Below are 19,522 nucleotides of genomic sequence, written 5' to 3'. Positions count from 1 at the left end.
GGAGTTTTCAGCGCTGACCGGCAGAAAAAAAGTTCTGCAAAAACTGTTGACGAAACGCTGAATGCTCTGCATAATCTCGTTTCTCCGCTGCAACGAAAACGACGCAGCGACAGCGAACGGCAAAGCCGGCCGCTGAGGTTCTTTAACAAACAAACAACCGATAAGTGTGGGCGCTTGATGGCGAACGCCACGAGGTTTCGGCCTTGTGATGCTTCAAAAGTTATCAGTGCTCGCACAGTAAAACATGTTGGTTCACGTCGCGAGATGTGAGCCAGTCAGTTTTCTGAGAGTGAGCGACCGCTCGAAAGAGCGAGGTGCTTCGGCACCACACAGAGATTGAACTGAAGAGTTTGATCCTGGCTCAGATTGAACGCTGGCGGCATGCCTTACACATGCAAGTCGAACGGCAGCGCGGACTTCGGTCTGGCGGCGAGTGGCGAACGGGTGAGTAATACATCGGAACGTACCCTGTTGTGGGGGATAACTAGTCGAAAGATTAGCTAATACCGCATACGACCTGAGGGTGAAAGTGGGGGACCGCAAGGCCTCACGCAGCAGGAGCGGCCGATGTCTGATTAGCTAGTTGGTGGGGTAAAGGCCCACCAAGGCGACGATCAGTAGCTGGTCTGAGAGGACGATCAGCCACACTGGGACTGAGACACGGCCCAGACTCCTACGGGAGGCAGCAGTGGGGAATTTTGGACAATGGGGGCAACCCTGATCCAGCAATGCCGCGTGTGTGAAGAAGGCCTTCGGGTTGTAAAGCACTTTTGTCCGGAAAGAAAACGCACTGGTTAATACCTGGGGCGGATGACGGTACCGGAAGAATAAGCACCGGCTAACTACGTGCCAGCAGCCGCGGTAATACGTAGGGTGCGAGCGTTAATCGGAATTACTGGGCGTAAAGCGTGCGCAGGCGGTTTTGTAAGACAGGCGTGAAATCCCCGAGCTTAACTTGGGAATTGCGCTTGTGACTGCAAGGCTAGAGTATGTCAGAGGGGGGTAGAATTCCACGTGTAGCAGTGAAATGCGTAGAGATGTGGAGGAATACCGATGGCGAAGGCAGCCCCCTGGGACGTCACTGACGCTCATGCACGAAAGCGTGGGGAGCAAACAGGATTAGATACCCTGGTAGTCCACGCCCTAAACGATGTCAACTAGTTGTTGGGGATTCATTTTCTCAGTAACGTAGCTAACGCGTGAAGTTGACCGCCTGGGGAGTACGGTCGCAAGATTAAAACTCAAAGGAATTGACGGGGACCCGCACAAGCGGTGGATGATGTGGATTAATTCGATGCAACGCGAAAAACCTTACCTACCCTTGACATGCCACTAACGAAGCAGAGATGCATTAGGTGCTCGAAAGAGAAAGTGGACACAGGTGCTGCATGGCTGTCGTCAGCTCGTGTCGTGAGATGTTGGGTTAAGTCCCGCAACGAGCGCAACCCTTGTCTCTAGTTGCTACGAAAGGGCACTCTAGAGAGACTGCCGGTGACAAACCGGAGGAAGGTGGGGATGACGTCAAGTCCTCATGGCCCTTATGGGTAGGGCTTCACACGTCATACAATGGTGCATACAGAGGGTTGCCAACCCGCGAGGGGGAGCTAATCCCAGAAAATGCATCGTAGTCCGGATCGTAGTCTGCAACTCGACTACGTGAAGCTGGAATCGCTAGTAATCGCGGATCAGCATGCCGCGGTGAATACGTTCCCGGGTCTTGTACACACCGCCCGTCACACCATGGGAGTGGGTTTTGCCAGAAGTAGTTAGCCTAACCGCAAGGAGGGCGATTACCACGGCAGGGTTCATGACTGGGGTGAAGTCGTAACAAGGTAGCCGTATCGGAAGGTGCGGCTGGATCACCTCCTTTCTAGAGGCTTGTGTTCACAAGTCAAGCGTTCACACTTATCGGTTTGTTTGCTGTTACAGCCAAGGGTCTGTAGCTCAGGTGGTTAGAGCACCGTCTTGATAAGGCGGGGGTCGTAGGTTCAAGTCCTACCAGACCCACCAAGTTATCTCACGGGGGATTAGCTCAGCTGGGAGAGCACCTGCTTTGCAAGCAGGGGGTCGTCGGTTCGATCCCGTCATCCTCCACCACTTACCTTGGGGTAGTCGTCAAAGACAAGTATTCAGGAGTTTATTCTGAGTGATTGTCTTTGGCTGTTGCCAACGAGCATTTAGCTCGGCTGTTCTTTAACAATATGGGATGTAGTAAAGGTGTCGTGAAGCCTTGATGAGAGGCTGAAGTACCCAACACGATACCGGGTTGTGATTGTATCAACCAAAATGTATTTAAGTGATCGAAAGATGACTTGGAATACGGCACAAACGCGAGAACTCAGACCTATGACGGTCGTGTCCTTGAGACACACTCGTTATAGGGTCAAGCGAACAAGTGCATGTGGTGGATGCCTTGGCGATTACAGGCGATGAAGGACGCGGTAGCCTGCGAAAAGCTTCGGGGAGCTGGCAAACAAGCTTTGATCCGGAGATGTCCGAATGGGGAAACCCGGCCCTAATGGGTCATCCCTTGCTGAATACATAGGCAAGGGAAGCGAACGCGGCGAACTGAAACATCTAAGTAGCTGCAGGAACAGAAATCAACCGAGATTCCCAAAGTAGTGGCGAACGAAATGGGAAGAGCCTTGTACTCTTTAGCAGCATTGTTAGCAGAACGGGATGGAAAGCCCGGCCATAGCAGGTGATAGCCCTGTATGCGAAAACAGCGTTGTGGAACTAGGTGTACGACAAGTAGGGCGGGACACGTGAAATCCTGTCTGAAGATGGGGGGACCATCCTCCAAGGCTAAATACTCGTAATCGACCGATAGTGAACCAGTACCGTGAGGGAAAGGCGAAAAGAACCCCGGGAGGGGAGTGAAATAGATCCTGAAACCGCATGCATACAAACAGTCGGAGCCTGGAAACGGGTGACGGCGTACCTTTTGTATAATGGGTCAGCGACTTACATTCAGTGGCAAGCTTAACCGATTAGGGAAGGCGTAGCGAAAGCGAGTCCGAATAGGGCGTTGAGTCGCTGGGTGTAGACCCGAAACCAGATGATCTATCCATGGCCAGGTTGAAGGTGCGGTAACACGTACTGGAGGACCGAACCCACTAACGTTGAAAAGTTAGGGGATGAGCTGTGGATAGGGGTGAAAGGCTAAACAAATCTGGAAATAGCTGGTTCTCTCCGAAAACTATTTAGGTAGTGCCTCGTGTCTCACCTTCGGGGGTAGAGCACTGTCATGGTTGGGGGGTCTATTGCTGATTACCCCGCCATAGCAAACTCCGAATACCGAAGAGTGCAATCACGGGAGACAGACATCGGGTGCTAACGTCCGGTGTCAAGAGGGAAACAACCCAGACCGCCAGCTAAGGTCCCAAAGATTGGCTAAGTGGGAAACGAAGTGGGAAGGCTAAAACAGTCAGGAGGTTGGCTTAGAAGCAGCCACCCTTTAAAGAAAGCGTAATAGCTCACTGATCGAGTCGTCCTGCGCGGAAGATGTAACGGGGCTAAGCCAGTCACCGAAGCTGCGGACGCACGCAAGTGCGTGGTAGGAGAGCGTTCTGTAAGCCTGTGAAGGTGTCTTGTAAAGGATGCTGGAGGTATCAGAAGTGCGAATGCTGACATGAGTAGCGATAAAGGGGGTGAAAGGCCCCCTCGCCGTAAGCCCAAGGTTTCCTACGCAACGTTCATCGGCGTAGGGTGAGTCGGCCCCTAAGGCGAGGCAGAGATGCGTAGCTGATGGGAAGCAGGTTAATATTCCTGCACCGTCGTATGATGCGATGGGGGGACGGATCGCGGAAGGTTGTCCGGGTGTTGGAAGTCCCGGTCCCTGCATTGGAGAAGGCGCTTAGGCAAATCCGGGCGCGGAATTCAAGGATGTGGGGCGAGCGGCCTAGTGCTGCGAAGCAATTGGAAGTGGTTCCAAGAAAAGCCTCTAAGCTTCAGTCATACGAGACCGTACCGCAAACCGACACAGGTGGGCGAGATGAGTATTCTAAGGCGCTTGAGAGAACTCGGGAGAAGGAACTCGGCAAATTGGTACCGTAACTTCGGGATAAGGTACGCCCTTGTAGCTTGACTGGCCTGCGCCAGGAGGGTGAAGGGGTTGCAATAAAATGGTGGCTGCGACTGTTTAATAAAAACACAGCACTCTGCAAACACGAAAGTGGACGTATAGGGTGTGACGCCTGCCCGGTGCCGGAAGATTAAATGATGGGGTGCAAGCTCTTGATTGAAGTCCCGGTAAACGGCGGCCGTAACTATAACGGTCCTAAGGTAGCGAAATTCCTTGTCGGGTAAGTTCCGACCTGCACGAATGGCGTAACGATGGCCACACTGTCTCCTCCCGAGACTCAGCGAAGTTGAAGTGTTTGTGATGATGCAATCTCCCCGCGGCTAGACGGAAAGACCCCATGAACCTTTACTGTAGCTTTGCATTGGACTTTGAACCGATCTGTGTAGGATAGGTGGGAGGCTTTGAAGCGTGGACGCTAGTTCACGTGGAGCCGTCCTTGAAATACCACCCTGGTTTGTTTGAGGTTCTAACCTTGGCCCGTGAATCCGGGTCGGGGACAGTGCATGGTAGGCAGTTTGACTGGGGCGGTCTCCTCCCAAAGTGTAACGGAGGAGTTCGAAGGTACGCTTGGTACGGTCGGACATCGTACCTAAAGTGCAATGGCAAAAGCGTGCTTAACTGCGAGACCGACAAGTCGAGCAGGTGCGAAAGCAGGACATAGTGATCCGGTGGTTCTGAATGGAAGGGCCATCGCTCAACGGATAAAAGGTACTCTGGGGATAACAGGCTGATACCGCCCAAGAGTTCATATCGACGGCGGTGTTTGGCACCTCGATGTCGGCTCATCTCATCCTGGGGCTGTAGCCGGTCCCAAGGGTATGGCTGTTCGCCATTTAAAGAGGTACGTGAGCTGGGTTTAAAACGTCGTGAGACAGTTTGGTCCCTATCTGCCGTGGGCGTTGGAATCTTGACGGGGGCTGCTCCTAGTACGAGAGGACCGGAGTGGACGTACCGCTGGTGTACCTGTTGTCTCGCCAGAGGCATCGCAGGGTAGCTATGTACGGAAGAGATAACCGCTGAAAGCATCTAAGCGGGAAACTCGCCTGAAGATGAGGATTCCCTGGAGGCTTGACCTCCTTGAAGGGTCGTTCGAGACCAGGACGTTGATAGGCTGGGTGTGGAAGCGCAGTAATGCGTTAAGCTAACCAGTACTAATTGCCCGTAAGGCTTGATCCTATAACCAGTGTGTTTTACCTGGTGAGTGCGCCTAGTGCCCAGGTGTACAACACAACCCAATCTTTACTACACCCAGATTCGCCGCGCTGACACTAGTCAGCCCGGCAACCCCTCATGCCTGGTGACCATAGCGAGTTGGAACCACCCCTTCCCATCCCGAACAGGACCGTGAAACGACTTTGCGCCGATGATAGTGCGGACTACCCGTGTGAAAGTAGGTCATCGCCAGGCTCTTATACCCAGAACCCCCAAGCCCAAAAGCTTGGGGGTTTTGCTTTTGTGAAGCGGAATGCGCGCGCATTCCACGCAAGCGGTTGCGCCAGACGGCGCCGCTCGAACGCTGCGTTGCAGTCCTTACCTGAGGCTTGTAAAAGCTCAGGGCTGGCTGCCCTGAATACTCCAGAATCGTGCGTAGTTCGGCCCAAATGGGCCGGCACGCGTTTCGCTCATTTGCTCGTTACCTGGGACAGCATTCCCGTTGTCCCGCTGCACATGGAGGTAACCATGCGAATGATTCGAACCAGCAGTGTTTTGACGGCCGGAGCGCTTCTCCTCATGTCGGTTTCCGCCCTGGCGCAAATGACGCCAGGTCCGCGCGACCCCTACACGCAGGGTGGCTCGACCGCAGGCGGCACCTATGCCCCGAGCACCAGTGGCGCACGTACCGGTGACAAGTTCGACCCGTACACACAGGGCGCGGACAGCACAACGCGGCAGAACCTGACGCCGCAACCGCCGGCACAAACCTATCAAACCACTCCGTCGTACCAGCCTGGCCCGGTGTCAACAGTCGAACCGGATCGTGTTGGTGCCCCAGCCTATCGCGGCGACATGCGCTGGAGTGGGCCGATGCTCGGTTCACGCCTTGGCCCGCGTAGCCTGTATCTGGACGGCGCGTAAGCAACATTAGCAACATCTGATGGCCCGTCGACCTGTATTGCCCCGCACCGTTGCGGGGCTTTCCTTTTTTATGGCTGGGGACAATCTCGCCGCGACTGTCTCATCCACGCAAAACACTGTCTCGTTCACGGGCGTGACCGGCCGATTTCCCTTTGGAATTGGTGCACTCGTTTCGGATTCCCATAACCAAATGGAGTATTTCACTTCATTACAGCCAATTTTCTGTCATCCTGACTTATCTACGAGCTGGTAGTATAGCGAACGATTGGCAGCATGCTTATTGAACTGTTTGCCAGGCAGACTGCTCAAATGCTGCATTGCCAGCTGTAGTTGGCGGCTCACCTTGGAGGAGGAGGCCGTCGAAGTCTGAAGCAACTCAGGCATAGGTTGTGTGAATGACGCCACAAGACAGGTGAGCGTCTGCAGATTTCGGTAAAACCGATTATTGTTGTCGACCGCTAAGACGATGCCCACCCAAGATCGGTGCACGCCTTACGCATGCAACAGTAGTGCCGATAATCGAAGGTCAAGCAGGATATTTGAGAGTACGGGGAGCAGGATTGCCCACACAGGGTGGTCCTGTGCCGGACGCGCGCGCGGCGTGGCCGGTGTTCAGTTTTCCTCCAGGCCGGCAAAGCTGGCGAAAGCAGGGGCCAATGGCGACAATCCGCTGAACCCGATAGCCGACACGTGCCTGTCGCAGGCACGCCAATTGCGTTCACGCGCGCCGTGACGCCCGCCTGGCTTTGGCCAGGACCAATAAGAACCAATTCCGTTTCATCCTCGAGGAAATCGCTATGCAAGCAATGCGCGCCAGGCGTGCTTTGATTCCAGGCATGCTGGCTCTTGCCGTGACGGTGCTGACCGCCTGCGGCAAGAAGAACGAAGCCCCCGCGGCCCAGACGCCTGAAGTGAAAGTTGTCACGCTGAAGGACGAAACCGTTACGCTCGACACGTCCCTGCCGGGACGCACGTTGCCGTACCGGATTGCCGAAGTCCGCCCGCAGGTCAATGGCATCATCCAGAAGCGTTTGTTCGTGGAAGGTAGCGACGTCAAGCAGGGCCAGCAGCTCTACCAGATCGATCCGTCCACATACGAAGCTACCGCGAAGAGTGCCGAAGCCACGCTCGCCTCGTCGAAGCTGCTGGCGGAGCGCTATGGCCGCCTCGTCGGCGACGAAGCCGTCAGCAAGCAGCAGTACGCCGAAGCACAGGCGTCATACCTGCAGTCCAAGGCAGCGGTGGATCAAGCCCATATCAACCTGCGCTACACCAAGGTTCTGGCACCGATCTCCGGCCGTATCAGCCGCTCGATTGTGACGGAAGGCGCGCTGGTGACGAATGGACAGGCGAATGCCCTGGCAACGATCCAGCAGCTGGATCCGATCTACGTCGACGTCACGCAGCCCTCCGCGTCAATCCTGCGCCTGCGCAAGGAGCTGGCAAACGGCCAGTTGCAAGGCGCCGGCTCCAATGCCGCCAAGGTCATGCTGCAGCTCGAGGATGGCAGCACCTATCCGGAAGCAGGCCGCCTCGAGTTTTCGGAAGTGGCCGTCGACCAGAGCACGGGATCGGTCACGCTGCGCGCCGTGTTTCCGAATCCGCGTAACGAGCTGTTGCCTGGCATGTTCGTGCACGCCCGCCTTGCCGAAGGCGTTCGGCAGTCGGCCATCCTGGCACCACAGCGGGGCGTCACACGTGACCTGAAGGGCCAGCCCACTTCGCTGGTGGTCAATGCCAACAACGAAGTGGAACTGCGTGTGCTCAAGACCGATCGCACGATCGGCAACAGCTGGCTGGTGACGGACGGCCTCAAGGCCGGTGATCGCGTGATCGTCGAAGGCCTGCAATTCGTCCGCCCCGGTGCGAAGGTGAAGGCAGCCGAGGCCAATGCCGCGCAAGCCGGCCTGGCACCGGCCTCGGTGCCGGCCGCAGCCTCGGCCCCCGCCGCCAAGTCCTGATCGGGACCGACGCATAAGGATTTGCCATGTCTAATTTCTTTATCGAGCGGCCGATCTTTGCGTGGGTGATCGCGCTCGTGATCATGCTGGCCGGCGTGCTGTCGATACGCTCGCTGCCGGTCACGCAATATCCCGCGATCGCGCCGCCCACCATCGCCATTTCGGTGACCTATCCGGGTGCATCGGCACAGACCGTGCAGGACACGGTGGTGCAGGTTATCGAGCAGCAGCTGAACGGTCTCGACCGGTTGCGCTACATCTCGTCGGAATCGAACTCCGACGGCAGCATGACCATCACGGCCACGTTCGAGCAGGGCACCAACCCCGATATCGCGCAGGTTCAGGTCCAGAACAAGCTGGCCCTGGCCCAGCCACTACTGCCGCAGGAAGTGCAGCAGCAGGGCATCCGTGTGACCAAGTCGGTGCGTAACTTCCTGATTATCGTGGGCCTGATCTCGACCGATCCGGCCACCACGCGGGAAGATCTGTCGAACTACATCGTGTCGAACCTGCAGGATCCCATCTCGCGCACGTCGGGTGTCGGTGACTTCCAGGTCTTCGGCTCGCAGTACGCAATGCGTATCTGGCTGGACCCGGCCAAGCTCAACAGCTTCCAGTTGGCGCCGCTCGATGTCAGCAATGCCATCAAGGCGCAGAACGTGCAGGTGGCCTCGGGCCAGCTGGGCGGCCTGCCTGCGGTGCGCGGCCAGCAGCTCAACGCAACGGTGATCGGCAAGACCCGTCTGCAGACGGCCGAGCAGTTCGGCAGCATCCTGCTGAAGGTGAACGCCGATGGCTCGCAGGTGCGCCTGCGCGATGTGGCCGAGGTGGGCCTCGGTGGCCAGGACTATTCGATCAACGCCCAGTACAACGGGCGGCCGGCATCGGGTATCGCCATCCGCCTGGCCTCGGGCGCGAACGCGCTGGAAACGGTCAAGAACATCCACAACACACTGAAGCAACTGGAGCCGTCGTTCCCGCCGGGCATCAAGGCGGTATTCCCGTATGACACCACGCCAGTGATTGCCGACTCGATTCAGGAGGTGGTCAAGACACTGCTCGAGGCAATCGTGCTGGTGTTCTTGGTGATGTACCTGTTCCTGCAGAACTTCCGCGCCACGCTGATCCCGACGATCGCGGTGCCGGTGGTTCTGCTGGGCACCTTCGGCGTGCTGGCTGCGTTTGGCTACTCGATCAACACGCTGACGATGTTCGGGATGGTGCTCGCAATCGGCCTGCTGGTGGACGATGCCATCGTGGTGGTGGAAAACGTCGAGCGGGTGATGTCCGAGGAGGGGCTGGGGCCGAAGGAGGCCGCCCGGAGATCGATGGGCCAGATTCAGGGCGCATTGGTCGGCATCGCACTGGTGCTGTCCGCAGTGTTCCTGCCGATGGCATTCTTCGGTGGCTCCACGGGCGTGATCTACCGCCAGTTCTCGATCACGATTGTCTCCGCGATGGTGCTCTCCGTGCTGGTGGCGCTGATCCTGACCCCGGCACTGTGCGCGACGATGCTCAAGCCGATCGAAAAGGGCGACCACGGCGAACACAAGGCCGGCTTCTTCGGCTGGTTCAACCGGAGCTTCATCAGGTCCACGCAGAAGTATGAAGGCGGCGTGGTCAGCATCCTCAAGCGGCGTGCCCCGTTCCTGATCATCTACGTGGTGATCGTGCTGGCGATGGGCTTCCTGTTCACGCGGATCCCGACGTCGTTCCTGCCGGAAGAAGACCAGGGCGTGCTGTATGCCCAGGTGCAGACGCCGCCGGGTTCGTCGGCCGAGCGTACGCAGACCGTGCTGGACCAGATGCGCAACTACCTGCTCAACGATGAAGGCAAGATCGTGGAATCGCTGTTCACGGTCAACGGCTTCAACTTTGCCGGCCGCGGCCAGAGCTCGGGTCTTGCGTTCATTCTGCTCAAGCCGTTCAAGGAGCGCGAGGGCGATGCCACCAGCGTGTTCGACCTGACCAAGCGCGCGCAGGCCAAGTTCAGCACGTTCCGTGATTCGCTGGCATTTGCCTTCGCGCCGCCCGCGGTGCAGGAACTCGGCAACGCCACCGGCTTCGACTTCTATATGCAGGATCAGGCCGGCCTGGGTCACGACGCGCTGATGGAAGCACGCAACAAGTTCCTGTCGCTTGCCGCCAAGAATCCCGCGCTTCAGCGTGTGCGCCCGAACGGCCTGAACGACGAGCCGCAGTACGTGCTTGAGATCGATGACGAACGCGCACGCGCGCTGGGTATCTCGCTGAGCGACATTAACAGCACGGTGTCGATTGCGTGGGGTTCCAGCTACGTGAACGACTTCATCGATCGCGGCCGCGTGAAGCGTGTCTACCTGCAGGGACGACCCAACGCGCGGATGAACCCGGATGACCTGAACAAGTGGTTTGTGCGCAACGACAAGGGCGACATGGTGCCGTTCTCGGCGTTCGCCACCGGCAAGTGGGGCTACGGTTCACCCAAGCTCCAGCGCTACAACGGCGTGCCGGCGGTGGAAATCCTCGGCGAACCGGCCGCGGGCAAGAGTTCGGGCGAGGCGATGGCGGCCGTCGAGGAAATCATGAAGCAGATGCCTACTGGTATCGCTTACTCCTGGACCGGCCTGTCGTACGAAGAACGACTCTCGGGTGCCCAGGCTCCGGCGCTGTACGCGCTGTCGCTGCTGGTTGTGTTCCTGTGTCTGGCGGCGCTGTATGAAAGCTGGGCGATTCCGTTCTCGGTGATGCTGGTGGTGCCGCTTGGCGTGATTGGCGCCCTGATGGCGACTATCGCACGCGGCCTGTCGAACGACGTGTTCTTCCAGGTGGGCCTGCTCACCACGGTGGGCTTGTCGGCGAAGAACGCGATCCTGATCGTCGAATTTGCCAAGGACCTGCACGATCAGGGCAAGGGCGTGGTCGAGGCGGCGGTCGAGGCATGCCGTATGCGCTTGCGTCCGATCATCATGACGTCGCTGGCGTTCATGCTCGGCGTGTTCCCGCTGGCCGTGTCGCAAGGCGCGGGCGCTGGCAGCCAGCATGCCATCGGTACCGGCGTGATCGGCGGCATGATCACCGCCACCGTGCTGGCCATCTTCTGGGTGCCGTTGTTCTTTGTCGTCGTCACGTCGATCAAGGAACGCCGTCGCAAGTCCGGATCATCCTCCCTGGAAACGGGAGCCCAAGCATGAGAAAGACGCTACTTTGCCTGGCCGCCGTGGCGGCCCTCGCTGGCTGCAGCCTGATCCCGAACTATGACCGGCCCGCCGCGCCGGTGGACGCCGCCTATCCGCTGGGCGACGCCTACCAGACCGGCGCTGGCGATGCACGGGTGCCGCCCGCGGCGGAGCTGGGTTGGCGCGAATATTTCGCCGATCCCCGCTTGCATCGGCTGATCGAGGTTGCGCTGGAAAACAACCGCGACCTGCGCGTGGCCGCGCTCAATGTGGACGCCTATCGCGCGCAATACCGCATCCAGCGCGCGGACCTGTTCCCCGAGGTGGGAGTAGCGGCCCAGGGCACGCGCCAGCGTGTGCCGGCCGATCTCTCGTCGACGGGGCAGCGCATGATCAGCAGCCAGTACGGGATATCGCTGGGCACCACGGCCTGGGAGCTGGATCTGTTCGGACGTCTGCGCAGCCTTAGCGAGGCTGCACTTGAGCAATACTTCGCCAGTGAGGAAGCGCGCCGCAGCACGCAGATCTCGCTGGTGGCCAGCGTGGCCAATGCCTATCTGACGCAACTCGCGGACGAAGCCAACCTTCAGGTCACGCGCGACACGCTTGGCGCGTTCGAGCGCACGTACAACCTCACTCGGCGCAGCTTCGAGGAAGGTATCGCGTCGCGTCTGGACCTGCGCCAGTCGCAGACGCAGGTCGAGAATGCGCGCGCGCAGCTGTCGCGCTATACGCGCCTTGTCGCCCAGGACGTCAACGCGCTGACACTGTTGCTTGGCGCTGGCATCCCGTCCGATCTGCCCCAAGGGCTCCCGCTGGACCAGAAGCTGTTAGCCGAAGTGCCGGCCGGCATGCCGTCGGACCTGCTGCAGAATCGCCCCGACATCCTGTCGGCCGAGCACCGCCTGAAATCGGCCAATGCCGATATCGGCGCGGCGCGTGCGGCGTTCTTCCCGCGCATTACGCTGACTGCCTCGGGTGGCACGGCAAGCCGCCAGTTGTCCGGCCTGTTTGAAGCGGGATCTGGCACCTGGCTGTTCTCGCCACAGATCTCGCTGCCAATCTTCACGGCCGGCAGCCTGCGCGCGAGCCTGGACTACGCGAAGATCCAGAAGGACATCAACGTGGCCACGTACGAACGCACCGTGCAGTCGGCGTTCCGCGAGGTGTCCGATGGACTGGCAGCGCGCGGTACGTTCACCGATCAGGTCGCGGCACAGATGCGACTGGTCGAGGCAAGCTCGGACTACTACCGGCTTGCTGAAGGGCGCTACCGCACCGGCGTCGACAGCTACCTGACCGTGCTCGATGCACAGCGCCAGCTGTTCACGGCACGGCAGGCACTGATCGAGGCACGCCTGAACCAACTGACCAGCGAGGTCAACCTGTACAAGGCACTGGGCGGTGGACTGAACGAAGCCACTGGCGCGCCCGCGGGCGATGCCGGCACCACCACGGGCAGTATTTCAGGCGGCGGCAAGTCAGCTTCCTAGCCCGCCGGGTACACGTGCAAAAAGAAAAACGGAGGCAGCTTTCTGGCTGCCTCCGTTTTTTATTGCACGGCTGTTGCCGCGAACGCGTCCATGACCGCGATACCAGCTGCGATCTAACCCCGCACCTGCCCGCAATCGGATCGTGACTACAGCGTTGACTTGCCGAACAGGCTTTCCAGCAGTTCCACAACCAGCTCGGCGGTCTGATTGTGCACGTCACGCGCGGGATTCAGTTCGAGCACGTCGAGCGAGCCGAGCGCGCCGGTATCCTCGATCATCTCCAGGGCAAGGTGCGCCTCACGATAGGTGGGGCCGCCGCGCACGGGCGTGCCCACGCCCGGTGCGATCTGGCTGTCGAGGAAGTCCACGTCGAAGCTGACGTGCAGGTGCGTATTGGCATCGATACCAGCCAAGGCCTGCTCCATCGTCTGGCGCATACCGTTTTCGTCGATGTAACGCATGTCGTAGACCGTCAGCCCGAGTTCGCGCAGGCGCAGCTTTTCCTGGGCATCGACGCTACGGATGCCCACCTGGCGGATTTGTCTGGCCGACATGGCTGGCGTGACGCCGCTGAGCGCGGTCAGCGGCGCCGGCCCATCGCCGCACAGACAGGCCACGGGCATGCCGTGGATGTTGCCGGTGGGGCTGGTGCTGCCGGTGTTGGCATCGGCGTGGGCGTCGAGCCACAGCACGAGCAGGTTCTTGCCCTGTTCCCGGCAGTAGCGGGCGGCCGCGCTGACCGAACCTATCGCCAGGCAATGATCGCCTCCCATCAGCAACGGCATATGGCCGGCCGCCAGCGTGGCATAGGTGGTCTCGAAGATCTGCTCGTTCCATGCGAGCACTTCCTGCAGGTGTCGCATGCCATCGATCGGCGGCTGCCACGGATTGCCAGGCCCGCTAAGGTTGCCCAGGTCGTGCACCTGCAGCCCGTTGTTGGCTAGGACGCTGGCGATATCGGCCACGCGCAGGGCGTCGGGCCCCATCGATGCGCCGCGAATGCTGGCGCCCACATCGGTCGGTGCGCCGATCAATGTCACTGGCTTCATGCAATCTCCATCGCGTGTCTTCTATGACGCACCCATTGTTGGGTGCCGTCGAACCGGTGGCTTGCAAATAATGATCGCACCGATCTCAGGTTGCATCGTAGGAGCGCCAAAAATCTTCTGCAGGACAGGAGTTGCCGCCCTATAATTCGTTGATCATTGATCGCACAATTATTGATCGGGCAATAAAATGGCATCGGATTCGGGTCATGGACAGGATGGGTCACAGTCGGGCAGCAGCGGACAGGTGCTGCCGTTTCGTGAATCGCTGCTCGCGATGTTCGGCATTGCTTTCGTGGTGATGCTCGTTGCGCTGGACCAGACCGTCGTTTCCACTGCATTGCCGACGGTAGTGGCCGAGTTGCAGGGTTTTGAATACTACGCGTGGGTAGCCACGGCCTATCTGCTGACATCGGTCGTCACCGTGCCGGTCTTTGGCAGGCTGGGCGACTACTATGGGCGCAAGCCGTTTGTGCTGGCGTCGATCGTCGTGTTTCTGGCGGCATCGGTGCTGTGCGGGATGGCCACGAACATGCCGTTCCTGGTGGCAGCCCGCGCGCTCCAGGGGATTGGCGGCGGGATGCTCGTCGGCACTGCGTTTGCCTGCATCCCGGACCTGTTTCCAGATCCGCACGTGCGTCTGCGCTGGCAGGTCATGATGAGCACGGCATTCGGGCTGGCCAATGCGGTGGGTCCTTCGCTGGGTGGTCTGCTGACCGAGTGGTATGGCTGGCGCGCGGTGTTCTATATCAATGTCCCAGTGGGGCTGCTGGGGCTGGTATTCGCCTGGCGCTACCTGCCGCATCTACGTCAGCAGAAAAACCAGGGGCCGGTTCGGATCGACTGGCTAGGGGCGTTCCTGATTGCGGCCGGGTTGGGCAGCCTGCAACTATCCGTGGAATGGCTGCCCGAGCGCGGCTTCGACCTGGTGACCATCGGACTCATGGTGCTGTCGTGCGCGTCGTTCGTAGCCTTGTGGCAATGGTCGCGCCGCTGCGAGAACCCGATCCTGCCGCTCGACATGTTCCGCAATCCGGCACTGGCGCCGCTGTTCGTGCTCGGTGTGCTGGGCGGGTTTGCGATGTTTGCGCTCTTGCTCTATGCGCCGTTGCTGTTTCAGGGCGGATTTGGCTATTCGCCGAAGGAAGCGGGGTTGCTGGTCACGCCGCTGGTGGTATGCATCACCATTGGCAGCATCGTCAACGGACGGATCATTACGCGCATTCCGCAGCCCAACAGCATGTTGTACGCCGGCTTTACGCTGCTGGCGCTGGCGCTGCTGGGCCTGTCGCAGGCCACGCGCGGCATGCATCACAATTTGCTGCTGGCCATCATGCTGTGCGCGGGGCTGGGACTTGGGTTTGTGTTGCCTAACCTGACGGTGTTCGCGCAACAGACGGCGGGACGCTCCCATCTCGGAATTGCCACGGCCATGTTGCAGTCACTGCGCATGGTGGGCGGGATGGTAGGCACTGCGCTGGTGGGCACGTTGGTGACGCGCAGCTATACCGCAGGTGTGACAACGGCTCTTGCATCCGCCCATGCTTCCGACTGGGCGGCCAGGATGACCGATCCGCAGATCCTGATCGACAAAGCCGCGCAAACGGAATTGCTGACCAATCTGCAACAGGCAGGGCACAATGGAGCCCTGCTGCTGGAGCAGGCCCGGGTGTCGCTGGTGAGTGCCATCCATCTTGGCGTGCTACTGGCAGCCGTCGCGGCCCTGGTCGGTATCTGGCGTGTTCGCCGTGTGCCGCCGATCAGGCTGGCACGGGTGCATGAACCTGTGATGGCCGCGGACTGATATCCGCAAACTGGAGACTGGATTTTGGAACTGGAGCGACAAAGCCTGGCCGTGCTGCAGCAGTTCGGACGCACTTACCGGGCGTACGCCGCCGCGTTCGAACAGCGTATCGGGCATCCCTTGCCGCGCTGGCGCATTCTGTTTGCCCTGCATGGGCACGAGGGCCCGATTGCGCAAAAACCATTGGCCGATCGCGTCGGCATGGACCCCGGTGCGCTGACACGGCAGCTCAAGGCATTGCAGGAACTTGGCTGGATCGAACGCTCGACAAGCGAGCGCGACAACCGCATGACCAACGTCACGCTGACTGACCTGGGCCGCGAGATTGTCGACCAGGCAATGCCGCGGCGCGCGGAATTCCTGCAGGACGTGCTTGCCAACGTGTCGGAAACCACGATGCACAACCTCTCGAAGGGCCTGGCCCAGCTAGAGGCCGGCATCGCCGACGCCGTGGAGCGCACCGAGCGCGATGCCGCCTGACGTTCTCAGGGGCGCCGTCCGCTAGGCGGCCCCAAAGATCGCCGCAATCGCGGCAGGGTTCGACGGGAAATAAAAGTGAACGTATGAAGCGGTAAGGCTGCCCAGCTGATACACCGCCTCCCCCGTGCTGCCATCGCGCGGGGATACTGCCCTGGTAGCCGGCACCAGCGGGGAAGCCGCGCTCGAATAGTGGAACGTATGTCCACGCAGCACTTCACCGGTGGCCGGCATCGCCACGGCCTGATGACCGATCGCGGCGAGCCTGCGCTGCATCGTGACCGTACCCGGCAACAGGCCGGCCATTGCATGGCTGACTCCCGCCTTGTCGACCAGGCGCTCGAACAGCGCCATCATGCCCCCGCACTCCGCCAGCATCGGCACGCCGCGTGCGCACGCATCGCGCAACGCTTCCTGCATCGACGTATTGGCCGCCAGTGCTGCCGCATGCAGTTCAGGGTAGCCGCCAGGCAGCCATACGGCATCGCACGGTGGCAGGGCATGGTCGCGTAACGGCGAGAACCAGGCGATATGCGCGCCCAGCGCGCCAAGTGTCTCGATGTTCGCCGGATAAATGAACCGGAAGGCATCGTCGCGTGCAATGGCGATGCGCTTGCCAGCCAACAACCGTGGCGGTGCCTCGATGGCGGCCGGAGCAAAAGCCACCGGTTGGGGCAGGTGCGCCAGCGGCAGTGCGGCCAGCGCATCCGCCAGGCTGTCGAGCCGTTGCATGAGGTCGGGCAATTCGTCCGCGCTGAACAGGCCGAGGTGCCGCTCGGGCAAGCTCGCCGAGGCATCGTGCGCCAGGGCGCCTGCCCAGGCGATGTCAGGCGGCAGGCTCTCGCGCAGCATGCCTGCATGACGCTCACTGCCAACGCCGTTGGCCAGCACGTGCATGGCGCGGAATGGCTTGCCATAGTGGGCAAGCCCGTAAGCCACCGCACCGAATGTCTGAGCCATCGCGCCGGCCTGGATCACGGCAAGCACCGGCAGGCCGAACAGGCGTGCCACATCGGCGCTGCTGGGCGTGCCGTCGTGCAGTCCCATCACCCCTTCCACCAGCAGCAGGTCCGCCTGCTCCGCCGCTTCGGCCAGCCGGGCCCTGGCATCGGCCTCTCCGGTCATCCAGAGATCGATCGCCTGCACCGGCGCGCCGCTGGCCGCCGCCAGCAGCGTCGGGTCCAGAAAGTCGGGGCCGGTCTTGAACACGCGGACCCGGCGGCCCTGGCGTGCATGCAGACGGGCCAGGGCGGCAGTCACGGTGGTCTTGCCCTGGCCAGACGCCGGAGCAGCGATCATCAATGCCGGTACGGCGCGGGTGTTGGTTGGAATCGGAGCGGGAGAGTGCGGCAACATTTGCGAAACGGGATCGGTGGGCAAACCAGATCGCGGTGAGGAATTGAGCATGGCCAACTGGCGTGGCCGATTATAGCGAGCGGTATCCATGATCTTCAGCACCGAGGCAGCACCATGCCCTGCAGCGCCGCGCATTCGAACAGTTCGCGGTCGTTGCTGACGCCCAGCTTGTGCATCGCGCAGTTTTTCTGCCGGCTGATGGTCTTCACGCTGCGGCACAACGTCGCGGCGATCTCGGTCACCGTGCGTCCTGTCAGGTACAGGCGCAGCACTTCCATTTCGCGCGCGGACAGCCGCAGCATGCCGTCGCGGCCGACTGGCACCATCATGCTCAACTCGGTCGGGGCCAAGGCCCGCAACGCCGATTTTCCGATATAGGTGAAGCCCCGCTGCGCGCGCGCGATGGCCGTGACGATTTCGGCAAGCTGGCTGTCCTTGAGCAGCAGCCCCTGCACGCGCACATCGAGAATGGTCCGCAGTACCAGCGGATTGGTGATCATCGTCAGCACCAGGACCGACATGCCCGGATACCGGCGCCGCAGCGCCGTGAGCAGGCGTACGCCGTCCAGTTCGGCGGGGCCTGGCATATGAAAGTCGGTGACCACAACATCGGGCCGCAGAAGATCGGCCTGCTGCAGCAGTTCGGTGGCACTGGCAACTTCTCCGCAAACTTCCCAGCCGGTCTGCGTTTGCAACCTGGCTCGGATTGCCGCCGTAATGACGGGGTGGTCGTCGGCCAGCAAAATCCTCAACGTCATCCATCGACTCCTGTCCTGTACAAATGGCTCAGCGTTCGGCTTCTCGCTGGCGTCAAAAAAGCGCCGCACGCGGGAGTGCGTACGGCGCGAACACGCAGCAACTGCGCGCATGCGGTGAAGTGGACCAAACGGGCGATGGCCCTCGACACCTGCGATGCCCGGCGAGGTTAATGCGGGTGGAGCAGTATGGGAGTAAGAGGATTCGCAAAATGCACGTACGAGTCGTGTGTTTGCGTGCGAAAAGCGCAAAGTGGCCCCGCGATGGTCATCGCGGGGCCAAGCCAAGGCGTGCGTGTGGTGCGGAACTCAGGCTACGGCCAGGGGCCGGGCCTGATTCTGTGCGTGGCGGCGGCTGTCGATGGCCTTGAGCGGATCACGTAGCACGGACGTGCCAACATCCATGATCTCGCGCAGTGCCGCGCGGTCGGGCGCGCGTTGCGGCATCCAGAAATGCAGCGCGGCCCAGGCGGGGAACGCAGCCGGTGGCGCCAGCAGCCGCGTCTTGCGGTCGCGCGTGACCAGTGGCACGTTGAAATCGAGTATCGGGCAAATGCCGCCCGCCGCATGCAGCAGCGTGATCTGCGTATGCCAGGACGGCACCACGGTTTCGCGGTGTCCCGGCGTGCTGGCGCGGCGGGTCAGGAAGGCATGCAGCGGGCTGCCGCTCTCGCAATCTTCCTGTAGCAGGATCCAGTCGGTCTTGGCCTCGTCGTTGCTGCCGCCGCCGCGTGTGGCGCTCACCAGGCGGCGCGGCGTGGCCAGAATGCTATGCGGAATCACGCTATCGGGCACGCTGGCGCCGTCGACCACGAACGCACAGTCGAGGTCTCCGGTGTCGAGGCAGTCGCCCAGCGCTGCGTCCGCGATCACGGGGCGCGTGATGAAACTGTCGTGGGGGAATCGCTCGCAGAGTGCCGTAAGAATCTCTGTAATTACGGGATCGCCGATTGACGGCGAGAATCCGATCGAAATACGTCGGCTATTGCTGGCCGCCGGTCCATTGTGGTCCTGTGGCTGCACCAGATGGTTCCAGCGAGCGAGGATCTGTCTGGCGGTTTGTTCGAGCCGCAGCGCATGCGGCGTCGGTTCCAACATTCCGTTGCGCTTGACGAACAGCGCGTCGCCAGTGATCTCGCGCAGGCGGGCCAGGCTGTAAGCCACGGTTGGAATGCGTCCCTGAGTGCAAGCGGCTACCGCGCTGAGGTCGCGGTACTCCATGAGCAGGACGAACACATGCAATAGCTTGGTGCTGACGTGCCGCATACTGACTTCTCCCGATCCGAGACTGCTGGTTTTTTTTTGTTGTGGT

The 19,522-nt window shown here is 60.5% G+C and carries 11 protein-coding genes, 2 tRNA genes and 3 rRNA genes; 12 read left to right on the top strand and 4 right to left on the bottom strand.

Features of this window, described 5'->3' with window-relative positions; translation table 11 throughout:
- The 10 genes from AC3FLX_RS28480 to AC3FLX_RS28435 form a co-directional block, all read left to right on the top strand.
- The coding region (locus tag AC3FLX_RS28480) for a hypothetical protein (protein WP_488697331.1) at nucleotides 1-270 on the top strand (270 nt) is incomplete at its 5' end.
- 68 nt (nucleotides 271-338) lie between these two features.
- Nucleotides 339-1,870 (top strand): 16S ribosomal RNA (locus AC3FLX_RS28475).
- 63 nt (nucleotides 1,871-1,933) lie between these two features.
- Nucleotides 1,934-2,010 (top strand) — tRNA-Ile (locus tag AC3FLX_RS28470).
- Nucleotides 2,011-2,021: 11 nt separating this feature from the next.
- Nucleotides 2,022-2,097 (top strand) — tRNA-Ala (locus AC3FLX_RS28465).
- A 284-nt stretch (nucleotides 2,098-2,381) separates the two neighbouring features.
- A 23S ribosomal RNA gene (locus AC3FLX_RS28460) occupies nucleotides 2,382-5,260 on the top strand.
- Nucleotides 5,261-5,377: 117 nt separating this feature from the next.
- Nucleotides 5,378-5,491 (top strand): 5S ribosomal RNA (gene rrf, locus AC3FLX_RS28455).
- The 16S, 23S and 5S rRNA genes sit together here with 2 tRNA genes alongside, the layout of an rRNA operon.
- Before the next feature lie 324 nt (nucleotides 5,492-5,815).
- A complete protein-coding gene (locus AC3FLX_RS28450) occupies nucleotides 5,816-6,160 on the top strand; it encodes an endonuclease (RefSeq protein ID WP_488700674.1) in 345 nt (114 codons plus the stop codon).
- 797 nt (nucleotides 6,161-6,957) lie between these two features.
- Nucleotides 6,958-8,121 carry an efflux RND transporter periplasmic adaptor subunit gene (locus AC3FLX_RS28445; protein WP_488700673.1) on the top strand — a complete coding sequence of 388 codons (1,164 nt, stop codon included), beginning with the start codon at nucleotides 6,958-6,960 and terminating at the stop codon, nucleotides 8,119-8,121.
- A 26-nt stretch (nucleotides 8,122-8,147) separates the two neighbouring features.
- Nucleotides 8,148-11,294: an efflux RND transporter permease subunit gene (locus AC3FLX_RS28440; RefSeq protein ID WP_488700672.1), complete on the top strand. Its 3,147-nt coding sequence runs from the start codon at nucleotides 8,148-8,150 to the stop codon at nucleotides 11,292-11,294.
- Nucleotides 11,291-12,772 (top strand): AdeC/AdeK/OprM family multidrug efflux complex outer membrane factor, encoded by a 1,482-nt coding sequence (locus tag AC3FLX_RS28435; RefSeq protein WP_488700670.1) that lies wholly within the window; start codon nucleotides 11,291-11,293, stop codon nucleotides 12,770-12,772. Before AC3FLX_RS28440 ends, AC3FLX_RS28435 begins: the two co-directional genes overlap by 4 nt.
- Nucleotides 12,773-12,918: 146 nt before the next feature.
- On the opposite strand, the gene rocF is transcribed toward AC3FLX_RS28435, so the two are convergent.
- Entirely contained in the window at nucleotides 12,919-13,821 is a 903-nt protein-coding gene (gene rocF / locus AC3FLX_RS28430; protein WP_488700669.1) for an arginase, read from the bottom strand.
- A gap of 187 nt (nucleotides 13,822-14,008) precedes the next feature.
- On the opposite strand from rocF, the gene AC3FLX_RS28425 reads away from it, so the two are divergent.
- Together AC3FLX_RS28425 and AC3FLX_RS28420 are read left to right on the top strand one after the other, a co-directional pair.
- The gene (locus tag AC3FLX_RS28425; protein ID WP_488700668.1) at nucleotides 14,009-15,622 is read left to right on the top strand and encodes an MFS transporter; all 1,614 of its coding nucleotides are present in this window, start codon (nucleotides 14,009-14,011) and stop codon (nucleotides 15,620-15,622) included.
- Nucleotides 15,623-15,646: 24 nt separating this feature from the next.
- Entirely contained in the window at nucleotides 15,647-16,102 is a 456-nt protein-coding gene (locus AC3FLX_RS28420; protein WP_488700667.1) for a MarR family winged helix-turn-helix transcriptional regulator, read from the top strand.
- 21 nt (nucleotides 16,103-16,123) lie between these two features.
- Here the strand turns inward: AC3FLX_RS28420 and AC3FLX_RS28415 are convergent, their stop codons facing one another.
- From AC3FLX_RS28415 to AC3FLX_RS28405, 3 genes are all read right to left on the bottom strand, one after another.
- Nucleotides 16,124-17,398 (bottom strand): cobyrinic acid a,c-diamide synthase CobB, encoded by a 1,275-nt coding sequence (locus AC3FLX_RS28415; protein ID WP_488700665.1) that lies wholly within the window; start codon nucleotides 17,396-17,398, stop codon nucleotides 16,124-16,126.
- Nucleotides 17,399-17,550: 152 nt separating this feature from the next.
- Complete coding sequence (locus AC3FLX_RS28410) at nucleotides 17,551-18,213, bottom strand: response regulator (protein WP_488700664.1); 663 nt, start codon at nucleotides 18,211-18,213, stop codon at nucleotides 17,551-17,553.
- Between the two features lie 306 nt (nucleotides 18,214-18,519).
- On the bottom strand, nucleotides 18,520-19,476 hold the full coding sequence (locus tag AC3FLX_RS28405) for a LysR substrate-binding domain-containing protein (protein ID WP_488700663.1): 957 nt from the start codon (nucleotides 19,474-19,476) through the stop codon (nucleotides 18,520-18,522).
- Nucleotides 19,477-19,522 lie beyond the last annotated feature (46 nt).

This window comes from Cupriavidus sp. 291-E7 (genome assembly GCF_057798835.1).
This window is presented reverse-complemented; position numbering and strand designations above follow the sequence as displayed.